General features: G+C 52.0%; 13 protein-coding genes. 6 read left to right on the top strand and 7 right to left on the bottom strand.

Features of this window, described 5'->3' with window-relative positions; all coding sequences use genetic code 11:
• Window positions 1–14: 14 nt before the first annotated feature.
• Window positions 15–599 (bottom strand): beta-class carbonic anhydrase, encoded by a 585-nt coding sequence (locus HMPREF2696_RS07020; RefSeq protein ID WP_049322449.1) that lies wholly within the window; start codon window positions 597–599, stop codon window positions 15–17.
• Window positions 600–719: 120 nt separating this feature from the next.
• On the opposite strand from HMPREF2696_RS07020, the gene HMPREF2696_RS07015 reads away from it, so the two are divergent.
• The gene (locus tag HMPREF2696_RS07015; protein ID WP_070588200.1) at window positions 720–1,610 is read left to right on the top strand and encodes an NUDIX hydrolase; all 891 of its coding nucleotides are present in this window, start codon (window positions 720–722) and stop codon (window positions 1,608–1,610) included.
• 15 nt (window positions 1,611–1,625) lie between these two features.
• On the top strand, window positions 1,626–2,567 hold the full coding sequence (locus HMPREF2696_RS07010) for an ABC transporter ATP-binding protein (protein ID WP_070588198.1): 942 nt from the start codon (window positions 1,626–1,628) through the stop codon (window positions 2,565–2,567).
• A 282-nt stretch (window positions 2,568–2,849) separates the two neighbouring features.
• On the opposite strand, the gene HMPREF2696_RS07005 is transcribed toward HMPREF2696_RS07010, so the two are convergent.
• The 6 genes from HMPREF2696_RS07005 to HMPREF2696_RS06980 form a co-directional block, all read right to left on the bottom strand.
• Entirely contained in the window at window positions 2,850–3,572 is a 723-nt protein-coding gene (locus HMPREF2696_RS07005; RefSeq protein WP_070588197.1) for a pentapeptide repeat-containing protein, read from the bottom strand.
• Between the two features lie 81 nt (window positions 3,573–3,653).
• Window positions 3,654–6,485, bottom strand: coding sequence for a valine--tRNA ligase (locus tag HMPREF2696_RS07000; RefSeq protein WP_070588195.1), 2,832 nt, complete (start codon window positions 6,483–6,485; stop codon window positions 3,654–3,656).
• 96 nt (window positions 6,486–6,581) lie between these two features.
• Window positions 6,582–7,391, bottom strand: coding sequence for a zinc transporter ZupT (gene zupT / locus HMPREF2696_RS06995; RefSeq protein ID WP_004520220.1), 810 nt, complete (start codon window positions 7,389–7,391; stop codon window positions 6,582–6,584).
• A 180-nt stretch (window positions 7,392–7,571) separates the two neighbouring features.
• Window positions 7,572–8,828, bottom strand: coding sequence for a D-amino acid dehydrogenase (locus tag HMPREF2696_RS06990; RefSeq protein WP_004520219.1), 1,257 nt, complete (start codon window positions 8,826–8,828; stop codon window positions 7,572–7,574).
• 83 nt (window positions 8,829–8,911) lie between these two features.
• The gene (locus HMPREF2696_RS06985) at window positions 8,912–10,303 is read right to left on the bottom strand and encodes an alanine/glycine:cation symporter family protein (protein ID WP_004520217.1); all 1,392 of its coding nucleotides are present in this window, start codon (window positions 10,301–10,303) and stop codon (window positions 8,912–8,914) included.
• 369 nt (window positions 10,304–10,672) lie between these two features.
• Window positions 10,673–11,530, bottom strand: a complete 858-nt coding sequence (locus HMPREF2696_RS06980) for an ATP-grasp domain-containing protein (protein WP_004520216.1) — start codon at window positions 11,528–11,530, stop codon at window positions 10,673–10,675.
• Window positions 11,531–11,655: 125 nt separating this feature from the next.
• Between HMPREF2696_RS06980 and HMPREF2696_RS06975 the strand changes: the two genes are divergently transcribed.
• From HMPREF2696_RS06975 to minE, 4 genes are all read left to right on the top strand, one after another.
• Complete coding sequence (locus tag HMPREF2696_RS06975; protein WP_065422610.1) at window positions 11,656–12,891, top strand: FAD-binding domain-containing protein; 1,236 nt, start codon at window positions 11,656–11,658, stop codon at window positions 12,889–12,891.
• Window positions 12,892–13,038: 147 nt separating this feature from the next.
• Window positions 13,039–13,758 (top strand): septum site-determining protein MinC, encoded by a 720-nt coding sequence (minC, locus tag HMPREF2696_RS06970; RefSeq protein ID WP_004520214.1) that lies wholly within the window; start codon window positions 13,039–13,041, stop codon window positions 13,756–13,758.
• A gap of 26 nt (window positions 13,759–13,784) precedes the next feature.
• Window positions 13,785–14,600 carry a septum site-determining protein MinD gene (minD, locus tag HMPREF2696_RS06965; RefSeq protein WP_004520213.1) on the top strand — a complete coding sequence of 272 codons (816 nt, stop codon included), beginning with the start codon at window positions 13,785–13,787 and terminating at the stop codon, window positions 14,598–14,600.
• Window positions 14,601–14,603: 3 nt separating this feature from the next.
• On the top strand, window positions 14,604–14,867 hold the full coding sequence (minE, locus tag HMPREF2696_RS06960) for a cell division topological specificity factor MinE (RefSeq protein ID WP_003680625.1): 264 nt from the start codon (window positions 14,604–14,606) through the stop codon (window positions 14,865–14,867).
• The last annotated feature ends 1 nt before the right edge of the window (window position 14,868 follow it).

Raw genomic sequence — 14,868 nt, 5'->3', positions numbered from 1 at the left:
TGGTGGTGTCTGCGTTAGATGTTTTGGCCGTCTGAAGCAGGCAGGCTGCCGTCAACAATCAGGTTGAGCTTGCCTGTGGTCGGGTGGATGACTAGGCCGTGGATGGCGATGTTGTCGGGCATCAGCGGATGTTTGCGAATCAGCTCGACGGTATGGCGCACGCTGTCTTCGACGTTGTCAAAACCGGTCAGCCAGCCGTCCAAATCGATACCAGCATTACGCAGGGTTTCGATGCGGTCGTCGGGGATATTGCTGTCGTGTACGCGTTGGAGGAACTCTTCGGCATGCAATCCGCGCATACCGCAGTCGTGGTGGGCAATGACCATGATTTCTTTGACTTTGAGTTCAAATACGGCGACCAACAAACTGCGCATCACCGAACCCCAAGGGTGGGTCACCAACGCGCCGGCGTTTTTGATGAGCTTGGCGTCACCGTTTTTCAAGCCCAACGCATTGGGCAGCAGCTCGATAATGCGTGCGTCCATGCAGGAAAGAATGGCCAGCTCGCGGCCGGGGTATTTGTTGGTAAAGTATTTTTCGTATTCGCCCGTTTCGACGAAATGTTGGTTATAGGCGAGGATTTCGCTCAATTCGCTCATGATGTGCTCGTTTCGGATGGTTTACTCTATTATAGCGGTTTTCGGGTAGTGCGGTTGTTTTGCAAATTCGCCGTAAACGGCTAAAATCGACGTATCTTTAGTTCTTTTGGAGGATGCGCCATGTCTCAGTCTTTCCGTTTTGAACAAGTATTCACACCCGATGTCCACGACGCATTGTGGGATTGGGCGCAGACAAGCTATGGCGCATCCGACGATTGGTGCATTCTGTATCTCAACGGCCTGCCTTTAGGCCGTCTGAACCCATTATGGCGCGAACGCCTCGGGCAAGATTGGACAGGCAGGCAGTCAACCCTTTCAGACGGCCTGAATTTGGAAACAGACAGCTGGGCTCAGATGGGCGACAGTTTACAAACGCTGGCGCAACAATGGCGCGAGTGCGGTTGGCTCAAAGGTTGGCGCGGTGAAAAGTTCGACATCTGCGACCAGTCGGGCAAGCCTTTATGCGCACTCGAACGCGCAGCCTTCCGTCCGTTCGGCCTGATGAGTCAGGCAGTGCATTTGAACGGATTGGTCGAAACAGAAGACGGTTTGCGCTTTTGGATAGGCCGCCGCAGTCCGCACAAAGCCGTCGATCCAAACAAACTCGACAACCTGACCGGCGGCGGCATCAGCAGCGGCGAGAGGCCGTCTGAAGCTGTCTGCCGCGAGGGCGAAGAAGAAGCAGGCATTCCCGCTTCTCTGACACCCCATATCCGACCGACCGCCCAAATATATAGTTTGCGCCCCGTTAACCGCGGTGTCCACAACGAAATCCTGCATATCTTCGACATCGTCCTGCCCGAAGGCTTCCAACCCGCCAACCAAGACGGCGAAGTCGCCGGTTTTGAACTGATGGACATCCCCACCCTGCTCGATGCCATGTTGGGCGGACACATGATGCACGATGCCCAGCTGGTCACGATCGAAGCCTGCCGGCGATACAGCCTGATTGACCCCAAACATCCGCTGTCCGCATGGCTCGACAGCATCCGTTGCCGACCCTATTTTTAAAGGCCGTCTGAAACCATGTTGCAACTCAAAAACATCAACAAACGCTTCGGCAGCAAAACCGTTGCCCAAGACATCAACCTAAACGTCGAAGCAGGCGAAATCCTTGCCGTACTCGGCCGCTCCGGCTGCGGCAAATCCACCCTGCTCAAAACCATCGTCGGCCTAGTGCGTCCCGACAGCGGCGAAGTCTGGCTCAACGGCGACAACATCACCGACATGCCGTCTGAAAAACGCAATATCTCGCTGATGTTTCAAGACTACGCCCTTTTGCCGCATTTAACCGCCCTCGACAACGTCGGTTTCGGCCTCAAAATGCGCCGTCTGCCCAAAGCCGAAATCGAAGAACAATCCATGCATGCCTTGCGCGACATCGGTTTGGAACACGAAGCGCAACGCAAACCCGAAAGCCTCTCCGGCGGCGAACAGCAACGCCTCGCCCTCGCACGCGCCCTAATCACGCGCCCGTCGCTGTTGCTCTTAGACGAAGCCTTCTCCAGCCTCGACACCCACCTGCGCCGCCACCTGCGCACCCTGACCGCCGAACGCATCCGCAGCCAAAACATCCCCGCCATCCTCGTGACCCACTCCGCCGAGGAAGCCTGCACCATGGCCGACACCATCGCCATCATGCACGAAGGCCGCATCCTCCAACACGGCACGCCGGAAACCCTTATCCGCCGCCCCGTCAACGCCCAAGCCGCCCTGCTGCTCGGTTTGGCCAACACCGGCGACACACGCTACATCCCCCAACACGCCATCCGATTCGACCCGAACGGCACAGCCGTCCGCATCAGCGAAGCCGTCCCCCTAGCCGAAGGCATACGCCTTACCCTCGCCCATCCGCAATACGGCGATTTGATTTGGTATCCCCACGCCGACCACGATACAGACAAACCGCAAACCGGACAGGAAATCCGCATCAGCGTGGATGAAAGTCAGATTGTTTGGTTTGATTGAATTTGATGGATTGAAAAAGAAAAAGGCCGTCTGAAAATTAAGTTTCAGACGGCCTTTTGGTAACTTGGGTTGAAAATCTAACACAAAACAGATGATTTAACGGTTTTGTTGGGTCTTGACCCAACCTATGCTTGCTATTAGAACCCCACTAGACCACTTGATATTGACGTTCAACATAATTTTGTAAACAACTAATGAAACAAAACTTAAAACAGTAAAACAATCCATCACCATAGGCAATCCCTCCATCAACATATTTAAAATGAAAGCCTTAACCTCGCATCAGTCCGTAGACGAGCATTCATCAGTCAATTTTGGAATATCAAGCGTAGTGGAGCCGAGGAATTCCTTTTTATCATTATTCTGTATTTTTTTCAAGATGTTGGTTATGTAACTTAGCGATGAAAAATTGCGAGTTACCATAATATTCAGATTTTTTAGGTTATTAATTAAGAATTCTTCACCAAACTCTTCTACGAGAACTTTTAGTGAAACTGTTTCTATCCGTTGTTTTTTTAAATGCAAAATAGAAGATTTACGAATGAATTCATTTTTCTTTAGTAACTTAACCTCTTCAATTAATTGTTTACTGAAACAATGTTCTTGAGGGTACTGTTCTAGGATTTCATTAGTAATATTTTCTTTATTATGCAAAATAGCATTTGATAATGATGGGGAATTAAGAATTTTGCAATTCTCAAAATAACAACTCTCTAGTTTGCTGTTTTCAAATAAGGAGGATGATATAATACAATTTTTAAAGATACATTCTTTTAAGTTGCATTTTCTGAATAGTGTTCCCCTTAAGTAACAATTATCAAAAGTAGAGCCAAATAGTGAACTAAATTTAAATTTAGCACCTATAAAAGAGGCATTGATAAATTTGGAGTGGGAAAAGTTAGAGTGGTAGCTAGTGGTTTTATTAAAATTTTTATGGATAAATTTTTTATTTCTAGTATCAATATTGTTATAGCTGTATCTTTTTTTATCATTATTCACCAACATAATTTGTTCCTTATTTCTAATTAAAGCAGCCTGAAAATCACCTCACCGTTTTCAGGCTGCCTTTCTCACAACCAAACAATACTACCCTTTCAACTTCGCCAACTGAGTTTGCACTTTCGCCATTTTGTCTTCCAATTCCGTCAAATCGGCTTTATCTTTTTCCACCAAATGCGCCGGGGCTTTTTCGGTGTAGCCGGGTTTGGAGAGTTTGGCATTGAGTTTGTCCAAGGCTTTTTGCAGCTTCTCGGCTTCTTTGCTCAAACGGGCGGTTTCTGCGGCTTTGTCGATTTCGACTTTCAGCATCAGGCGTGCGCCGTTGCAGACGGCGACAGGTGCATCTTCCGCTTCGGGCAGGTTGTCCACCAGCTTGGCTTCGGTCAGTCGGGTCAGCGACGGCAAGTATTTGAGCAGGCCTTCGAGTTCTGCGCTGCCTTCGACGAAGAGCGGCGCTTTGACGTTTGGCGCGATACCCATTTCGCCGCGCAGTTTGCGTACTTCTTCCACCAAGTCTTTCAATGCGGCCATTTTGTCGAAGGCCGTCTGAACGATTTTTTCTTTATCGGCTTGCGGATAGGCGGCCAACATGATGCTGTCGGCAGTTTTGGCATTCGCCAGAGGCGCAACAACCTGCCACAGCTCTTCGGTAATGAACGGCATGATTGGGTGCAGCAGGCGCAGGATGGTTTCGAGTACGCGCACGAGGGTGCGGCGTGTGGTGCGCTGGGTTGTCGGGCAGCCGGTTTGGATTTGCACTTTTGCCAGCTCGATGTACCAGTCGCAATATTCGTTCCACACAAATTCGTACAGCGTTTGTGCGGCAAGGTCGAAGCGGTAGGTTTCAAAGGCTTCGGCAACGGCGGCTTCGGCTTGTTGCAGTTTGCCGATAATCCATTGGTCGGCAAAGGTAAACGCCAACGGCTGCATTTCGTCTTGGCCGCAGTCTTTGTCTTCGGTGTTCATCAACACGAAGTTGGTGGCGTTCCACAATTTATTGCAGAAGTTGCGGTAGCCTTCGGCGCGTTTGAAGTCGAAGTTGACGCTGCGGCCGAGGCTGGCGTAGCTCGCCATGGTGAAGCGCAATGCGTCCGCGCCCATGCTCGGAATGCCTTCGAGGAAAAGTTTTTTCGTGGCTTCTTCCACTTTCGGCGCGGTTTCGGGTTTGCGCAGGCCGGTGGTACGTTTTACCAGCAGCTTGTCCAAGTCGATGCCGTCGATCAAATCCACAGGGTCGATGACGTTGCCTTCGGATTTGGACATTTTTTTGCCTTCGTGGTCGCGTACGATGCCGTGGATGTACACGTCTTTAAACGGCACTTTGCCGGTGAAGTGGGTGGTCATCATAATCATGCGCGCCACCCAGAAGAAGATGATTTCGTAGCCGGTAACCAAGACATTGGACGGCAGGAAGGCTTTGAGTTCGTCGGTTTCAGACGGCCAGCCGAGTGTGGAGAACGGCACAAGCGCGGAGGAGAACCATGTATCCAATACGTCTTCTTCACGGGTCAAACCGGTTTTGCCGGCTTGTTTTTCGGCTTCTTCCTGATTGCGGGCAACGTACACATTGCCTTCGTTGTCATACCACGCAGGGATTTGATGACCCCACCACAGTTGGCGTGAAATACACCAGTCTTGGATGTTGTTCATCCATTGGTTGTAGGTATTGACCCAGTTTTCAGGGATAAAGCGTACCGCGCCGCTGTCGACGGCTTTTTTGGCTTTGTCGGCGAGGCTCAAGCCTTTGAATTCGCTGTCAGGCTCGCCGCCGTTTGGCGTGGCGGACATGGCGACAAACCATTGGCTGGTCAGCATCGGCTCAATGACCGAACCTGTACGGTCGCCTTTCGGCGTCATCAGCGTGTGCGGTTTGATTTCGACCAAGAAGCCTTGTTCCTGCAAATCGGCAACCATTTGTTTGCGCGCGACAAAGCGGTCCAAGCCTGCGTATTTTTCAGGCAGGGCAAAGCCTGGTTGCGCTTCGCCTTTGAAGTTAAACACTTCGGCGTTTGCCAGCACTTTGGCTTCCAAATCGAACACATTAACCAAACGCGTGTCGTGGCGTTTGCCGACTTCGTAGTCGTTGAAGTCGTGCGCAGGCGTAATTTTCACGCAGCCTGTGCCGAAATCTTTTTCAACGTATTCGTCGGCAATCACGGGGATGGTGCGGCCGGTCAGCGGCAGGATTAATTCTTTGCCGATTAAGTGGGTATAACGTTCGTCTTCGGGATTGACGGCAACGGCAACGTCGCCCAGCAGCGTTTCGGGGCGGGTGGTCGCCACGATAACGGCTTCGGCGGGATTGTCCGCCAGCGGATAGCGGATGTGCCACATAGAGCCTTGTTCTTCCACGCTTTCCACTTCCAAATCCGATACCGCCGTGCCAAGCACGGGATCCCAGTTCACCAAGCGTTTGCCGCGGTAAATCAAGCCCTGTTCATACAGGCGCACAAACACTTCGGTCACGGTTTCGGCACGCACGTCGTCCATCGTGAAATATTCGCGCGTCCAGTCGGCAGAGCAGCCCACGCGGCGCATTTGCTGGGTAATCGTACCGCCGGAAACTTCTTTCCATTCCCACACTTTTTCCAAGAATTTTTTGCGACCCAAGTCATGACGGGACACGTTTTGCGCGGCAAGCTGACGCTCGACCACGATTTGCGTGGCGATGCCCGCGTGGTCGGTGCCGGGAATCCAGGCGGTGTTACAGCCTTTCATACGGTAGTAGCGGGTCAGACCGTCCATGATGGTTTGGTTGAAGGCATGGCCCATGTGCAGCGTGCCGGTTACATTGGGCGGCGGCAGTTGGATGGAGAAAGACGGTTTCGTCAAATCCATATCAGGCTGGAAATAGCCTTGCTCTTCCCAGTTTTGATAATGTTTGGATTCGATTTCGGCTGGATTGTATTTGTCTAACATGATGGAACTTTGTGAAATTAAGGTTATTTTTGATGTGCGGATTATAACGCAAAAAGGCCGTCTGAATCATTTCAGACGGCCTTTGGCATACGGGTTTTAAAAATGGAACAATACCAGGCTGACGGCAATCACCGCCATGCCCGTTGTCAGGCCGTAAACGGTTTCGTGGCCGTCTGAATAACGTTTGGCGGCCGGCAGCAGCTCGTCCAACGCCAAAAACACCATCACGCCGGCTATCACGCCGAACACCGAACCAAACACGGCAGGCGACAAAAACGGCTGTAAAATCAAATAGCCCAAAGCCGCACCCAAAGGCTCGGCCAAGCCGGATAGCAGGCACGCCCATACCGTTTTCTTACGGCTTCGGGTGGCAAAATAAACCGGCGCGGCAATGGAAATGCCCTCCGGAATATTATGGATGGCAATCGCCAAGGCCAAAGGCATCCCGACCGCCGGATTTTCCAAGGTGGCAAAAAATGTCGCCAAGCCTTCGGGGAAATTGTGCGCCGTAATCGCAAACGCCGCCATCATGCCGACTCGCGCAATATGGCGGCGTTTGCTTTCTTGAAACGATGGGTCTTGCGCGTCCAAGGTTTCATGCGGGTTCGGCACCAGGCGGTCAATCAGCGCGATGCCGCCCATCCCAGCCAAAAATGCCATGGTCGCCGCCGCAAACGCGTGGTCTTTATCATAAATTTCAGCGAACGCCTCACTGGATTTACTGAAAATTTCCGTCAGGGAAACATACACCATCGCACCGCCGGCAAATGCCAAACCAAACGACAACACACGCGGATTGGGCGTTTTGGAAAACATCACCAAGCCGCTGCCTAATACGGTAAACAAACCGGCAGCCAACGTGATGGAAAAGGCAACGGCCAAATTGGACATCGAAAAATCGGGCATGAGAAAACCTGCGCTAAAAGCTGGGACAGGTTCAGACTAACACTTTTTAATGCGCATGATAATAGTTATTATTTATTTTATTGATTAAATACCCGGATTTTGAAACAAAAGGCCGTCTGAAAAATAATTTTCAGACGGCCTTTAAATTTGAAATGCCGCTAAACCTTATCGCTTTTCAGCTTAAGCCTGATAGCGTGACAGGCTCAAATCGTCGCTTCGGATTTCGGTATCTTTGCCGCTCACGATATCGGCGGTTAATTTTGCCGAACCCAGCGACATGGTCCAGCCTAAAGTGCCGTGGCCGGTATTCAGGAAGAGATTATCAAAGCGGGTGCGCCCGATTAACGGTGTGCTGTCGGGCGTCATCGGTCTGAGGCCGCTCCAGAACAATGCCTGACTCAAATCGCCGCCTTCTGGGAACAAGTCGTTGACGACCAAAGCCAAGGTTTCGCGGCGTTTTTCGGGCAGTTTGATTTCGTAGCCCGACAATTCCGCCATGCCGCCGACGCGGATTCTGTTGTCAAAGCGCGTGATGGCGACTTTGTAGCTCTCATCTAAAACGGTGGACACCGGCGCGCCGTCTGAATTGGTGACCGGCAGGGTCAAGGAATAGCCTTTGACGGGATAAATCGGCAGATTGAGATCCAACTGCGCCAACACAGTCCTGCTAAAGCAGCCGAGCGCGCAGACAACGGCATCTGCTTCAAACCGCCCTGTTTCGGTTTCAACGGCTTTGATGCGCAGCCCATTGTGGTCGATGCGGCTGATGGTTTGGTTGAAGTGGAACTGTATGCCCTTTTCTTGACACAATTTGTATAGGTTTTCAGTGAAGAGGTGGCAGTCGCCGGTCGCGTCCGCAGGTAGGTGCAGGCCGCCGGCAATTTTGGTGGTAACGCGCGCCAGCGCAGGCTCAAACTCTGCGCATTCTTCGGGTTTCAGACGGCGGTACGGTACGCCGTAGCGTTCCAAAACGGCAATGTCTTGTTCTGCCGCTTCGACTTCTTTGGCTTGGCGGAAAATCTGCAACGTCCCTTTTTTGCGCCCTTCAAAATTCATGCCGGTTTGCGCTTCAAAACGGCGGAACATTTCACGGCTGTATTCGGAAATCCTGACCATGCGCTCTTTATTGATTTGATAGCGCGCTGCCGTGCAGTTTTGCAGCATTTGCCACAGCCATTCGATTTGATACAGGCTGCCGTCAGGGCGAAACAGCAAAGGCGGATGGCTTTTAAACAGCCATTTCAGCGCTTTGGTCGGGATACCGGGTGCAGCCCAAGGCGTGGTATAGCCGTAGGAAAGCTGGCCGGCATTGGCAAAACTGGTTTCCATCGCCACGCCCTCGGCGCGGTCGATGACCGTTACTTCATGTCCTGCCTCTGCCAGATACCACGCGGAAGATACGCCGGCAACACCAGCACCTAAAACAAGCACTTTCATTTTTCTCCTCCTCTGACTTTTTTCAAAACAAACTTAATATACATCGGGCCGTCTGAATGTTCATATTCAGACGGCCTTGGATATTAATGCGGCAATTCGCCGTTTTTGATTTTTTGTTTGAAGTCGCGCGTTTCATTGACGATGACTTTCGCCATCAACAGAAGCGCAATCAGGTTGGGCAATGCCATCAAGCCGTTAAATGTGTCCGAAGCCAGCCACACCAAATCAAGGCTCAATACGGTACCCAGCATGACGGAAGAGACGTAACCCACGCGGTACAAACCGGCAAACTTCTCGCCGAAGACGTAAACCGCGCATTTCTCGCCGTAATAACACCAGCCGAGAATGGTTGAGTAGGCAAAGAAAATCAGGCCGATGGTGACAATCCAGCCGCCGATGCCGGGCAGCATTTTTTGGAAAGTAACGGTTGTCAGCGCCGCGCCGCTCAATTCAGGTTTCACAAACTCGCCGCCTGCGCCGAGCAGACCCATGACCAACACGATACCGGTAATCGAGCAGACAACGATGGTGTCCAAAAAAGTACCGGTCATGGAAACCAAAGCCTGACGGACGGGGTGGTCGGTTTTCGCGGCGGCGGCGGCAATCGGCGCAGAACCCATACCCGCCTCATTGGAGAACACTCCGCGTGCCACGCCGTAGCGGATGACCGTACCGATAGCGCCGCCGGCCACGGCTTGCGCACTAAACGCATCGGAGAAAATCAGTTTGACGGCAGGCATCAGCACATCGGAATTAATCGCGATAATGGCAATACCGCCTACTACATAAAACACTGCCATGGCAGGCACGATAAAGGACGCGGCTTTGGCGATGCCCTTAATGCCGCCCAAAAGCACGATGGCCGTTAATACAGTCAATATCACACCGGTGTAGGCAGGTTCGACGCCGAAGCTGGTTTGCACTGCCTGCGCAACCGAGTTGGACTGCACCGAGCTGCCGATACCGAAGGAAGCGAATGTGCCGAACAGCGCAAACGCGACGGCCATCCATTTCCAGTTTTTGCCCAAGCCTTTTTCGATGTAATACATCGGGCCGCCGGACATTTCGCCTTTGGAATTGGTGACGCGGTATTTCACCGCCAACACGCCCTCGCCGTATTTGGTGGCCATACCGAAAATGGCGGTCATCCACATCCAAAATACTGCGCCCGGACCGCCGGTTACCACCGCAGTCGCCACACCGGCAATGTTACCCGTACCGATGGTGGCAGACAGCGCGGTCATCAACGCCGCAAAATGGGAAATATCGCCTTCGTGGTCTTCGCCGTCTTCATGCTTCTTTGACGGCATAAACGCCTGTTTCAGCGCATAACCCAACATGGTGAACTGCAAGCCTTTCAGCAAAACGGTCAGCAAAATGCCCGTACCGACCAGCAGCATCAACATAATAGGTCCCCAGACCCAGCCGCTGATGGTTTCGAAAAAGGCTTTGAGATTGTCTAAAAACAATTGCATGGCTTTCTCCTTTGTCTGTTTTATTTTTTATGCACTACTTTTTGTAGTGTCATGTAATTTCAGCACAGAATATTCAATAAGACAATATCTTTCTTTTTAAAAAGATTTTTGAGGTTTTACCCTAAAAAGATATCTATTTAGACCGATCAGATTGTTTACAATCCGCTAAAAATAAAGGCTGCGGCCGAGATAAAATGCCAAATGAAAGTTAATCAACCATCAATTAAGACTGCAACAATTAAAATGACACAATCGACAAATGGCACATTATTGAAAAATACAAACATGCAAATCTTGTTTTAAAAAGCTTCAGGCCGTCTGAAAGATGGTTTTCAGACGGCCTGAGGTTTGTTAATTATATTGATAAAATCAGGTTGATGAATGTTGCCCAAGCAACTGCGCCAGCACTCGGGCAAAGCGTTCCGTTGCGCCTTCGCTGGTGTGCAAATACAGGGCTGGCTCGATGAGTTCCAACTCATTGAGCAGGAAGGTGTCACCGACCAATGTACCATCCACTCGGGCGTAAACCGGCATTTGCGGCAAAGCGGCCAGTACATCTTGTGCGGCACTGATGGCAAACTCGGGTGGCTCAATACCGAACACCGACACACCATAGGCCGAGTTGGCGCGCCATTCGCCTTGCGGCGGCTGACGGCGCACGGCATGGCTGAATGCGCCGTTGAAAAACACCAGCGATGTTTCGCCTGCTGTTTCGATTTCGCGGATATATGGTTGAACAATCATACCTTGCGGATAATCCGCCATGTTCACGTCCAATGCCTCCGCACAAACTTTAACCACGCCTTTGCCGCTCTGCCCAAATGCCGGCTTGATGACCGCTTCCGTCCAGCCCTGTTGGTTCAGGATGTCGGCCAATTCGGCTTTTTGCGGCGGAACGAACACACTGGGAATCACTTGCGCTCCGCGCGCCGCCAAATCGCATAAATAAGTCTTTTCCATATTCCAAGCCATCAATTCGGGCGGATTGATAAAACGCTGCCCCGCCTGCCCGGCATGTTCCAGCCATTGGCGGAAGGCTTCGGGTTCGGCGGCATAATCCCATGCGCACAAAGGCAGTAAAAACGTCGCAGACGGATGGTTTTGCCACGCATCAAATACGGTTTTCACGCCCATGCTTTCCAAGCATGCCGCCAATGTTTTCAGGTTGTCCGATGGTTCGGGATAAGTTTGGCAGGTAATGAGTGCCAAAACGGTTTGCTCGGTCATGGTTGCCGCCTCATTGCTAAAACCAAAATTATATAGCGAAATCAAACCAAAAGATTTTTCAGACGGCCTGATACATGAGGCCGATTCTGATAAAATGGTTTCCCCTTTTTCGTCGGAACATGCTCATGAAATCTGCTCACGTCCTTGTCTGGTTCCGCCGCAACCTCCGCCTGCATGACAATGCCGCGCTTAATGCCGCCGTTGCAAGCGGTTTGCCCATCACCTGCGTCTGGGTCAGCCAAAGACCGTCTGAAAACCACAATCCGCGTCAAAGCCTGTTCCATTATCAAGCCGCACAAGAACTGCATACCCGTCTGGCGGCACACCATATTCCCTTATATGTCGTCGCTTCCGACGAAGACCTCCTCCCCTTGGCTGCTGCGCTTAATGCCCATACCGTCATCACAGACGAAGCCTACACCGAAGCCGAAATCCGCCAAGACAACCACCTCTGGCACAATTTCGACCAAGCAGGCATTGCCCTGCAACACGCCAACGACCGCGGCATTTTGGCCAAATCCCCCCTCATGGATGCCAACGGCCTGCCCTACACCGATTTTGCCGCCTATAAACAAGCATGGTTGCAGGCTTATTCAGGACAAAGGCCGTCTGAAACCAAATTGCCTGTTCAAATCGGACAAAACGTTCCACTGTTTCCAGCCCATACCGGCGCAGTATTGCCTGCCTATCAGCAGAGCGGCGAAACCGCAGCCTTAACGCAATGGCACGCGTTCAAACAGAATTTGGTTCACTACCCGATTACCCAAAATTTTCCGGCACGAAAAAACACCAGCCTCCTCAATGCCTACCTGTCCGCAGGCTGCATTTCCCCGCGCCTGCTGGCTGCCGAAAGCTTGGCAAACCGACATTTCGAGTGGCTGGACAAGCTCATTTTCCGCGACTACTGCTACCAGCTCGCCTACCACCGCCGCCTGCCCGAAACAACCGATGCCGCCCCGGTACGCGAATACTGGCGACACGGCCAAACCGGCGTGCCCATCATCGACGCCTCCATCCGCGGCCTCGAAGCCACCGGCCACTTACACCCCGTTCTCCAGCAGCTGTGCGCCCACTATTTCTGCCATGCCCTCAACTTCGACCCCAACCAAGGCATCGCGTGGACAGCCTCCGTCCAAACTGGCACCGACCCTGCGCTCAACCAAGCCAACTGGCACCTTGCCGCCCAAGACACGGCCACCGTCCGCTATGCCCACCGTTCGCACCAAATCGACCCCGACGGCAGCTACATCCGCAGTTACCTCCCCGAATTGGCGCACCTGCCGTCCACCCTCATCCACACGCCGTGGGCCGCCGCCGACGACATCGACACACACGGCTATCCCTTTCCCAAGGCCGTCTGAAACCTACGTTCACACCAAAAAACCACACTAAATACAGCTAAAAAACGTTCAAACAAAATATTTTGGTTTCAGACGGCCAAACAGATTGAATAGCCAAGATTTACACGGTAAACTTACGTCATTAAAAAATTTTATTATTTCATTACAATGAAACCCGCATTCGACATAAAAACGTCACGTTTGGACGTCTTATCCATCCATCTGCACACCGCAGATCTAACCGAATTGGAAGAATTCCTGCGCCAACTGGCAGGCCAATCCCAAGACGAATTCGTTCCCTTCATTTTAGACGTACAAGATTTCGACCATCCCGAATCCATCGATTTGGGCGGCATGATTTCCCTGTTTGCCCGTTACGGCATGCAAATTTTAGGGCTGCACCACACCAGCGACACATGGGCAGCGGCGGCGGCGCGTTACCACTTGGTATTCAAACAAGGCAACTCCACCCAAGCAGCCGACACACAGGCAGCGCCTACCCCGCGCCAAGCACCGCAGCCGCAAGACGTACAAGCCACCGTTATCAATAATCCGACCGTATTGGTCAGCACGCCCGTACGTACCGGCCAGCAGGTTTACGCTGAAAACGGCGACCTCATCGTTACCGGCATCGTCAGCCAAGGTGCGGAGCTTATCGCCGACGGCAACATCCATATTTACGCCCCCATGCGCGGCAGAGCGTTGGCCGGTGCAAAAGGCAACACCAACGCGCGCATCTTTATTCATTCCATGCAGGCCGAATTAGTCTCCGTTGCCGGCATCTACCGCAACTTCGAGCAAGACCTGCCCGAGCATCTGCACAAAAAACCCGTACAAGTATCATTGCAAGACAACCGACTGGTTATCAGCGCAATCGACGCCGAATAAACATCAGTACTTAAAAAGGAAATATCGTGTCCAAAATCATCGTAGTAACTTCAGGTAAAGGCGGCGTAGGCAAGACCACTACCAGCGCCAGCATCGCAACCGGCCTGGCCCTGCGCGGCCACAAAACCGCCGTAATCGACTTCGACGTCGGTTTGCGCAACCTCGACCTGATTATGGGTTGCGAACGCCGCGTCGTGTATGACCTCATCAACGTCATCCAAGGCGAAGCCACACTCAACCAAGCCCTGATTAAAGACAAAAACTGCGAAAACCTCTACATCCTGCCCGCTTCGCAAACCCGCGATAAAGACGCACTGACCCGCGAAGGCGTGGACAACGTGATGAAAGAGCTGGCCAGCGAAAAAATGGGCTTCGAATTCATTATCTGCGATTCCCCTGCCGGTATCGAACAAGGTGCACTGATGGCACTCTACTTTGCCGACGAAGCCATCATTACCACCAATCCGGAAGTATCCAGCGTCCGCGACTCCGACCGTATCTTGGGCATTTTGCAAAGCAAATCCCGCAAAGCCGAACAAGGCGGTACTGTTAAAGAGCACTTGCTGATTACCCGCTACTCCCCTGAGCGCGTGGCTAAAGGCGAAATGCTGTCTGTACAAGACATCTGCGATATCTTGCGTATTCCGTTGATCGGTGTGATTCCTGAATCACAAAACGTCCTGCAAGCTTCCAACGCCGGCGAACCTGTCATCCACCAAGACAATGCCGCAGCAGCAGAAGCCTACAAGGACGTTATCGCCCGCCTCTTGGGTGAAAACCGCGAAATGCGTTTCCTCGAAGCTGAGAAGAAAAGCTTCTTAAAACGACTGTTCGGAGGTTAATACATGTCACTGCTCGATATGCTGTTCGGCAGAAAGCCGAAAACCGCCACAGTCGCGCGCGACCGCCTGCAAATCATCATCGCGCAAGAACGCGCACAAGAAGGCCAAGCTCCGGACTATCTGCCGACCCTGCGTAAAGAGTTGTTGGAGGTCCTGTCCAAATACGTCAACGTATCATTGGACGACATCCGCATCTCCCAAGAGAAACAAGACGGCTTGGACGTTCTTGAGCTGAACATCACCCTGCCGGAACAAAAAAAGGCTTAAC

The organism is Neisseria sp. HMSC058F07, assembly GCF_001810035.1.
GTDB lineage: Bacteria > Pseudomonadota > Gammaproteobacteria > Burkholderiales > Neisseriaceae > Neisseria > Neisseria perflava.
Note: the sequence above shows the minus strand (reverse complement) of the source record. Positions and strands in the feature narration are given on the sequence as shown.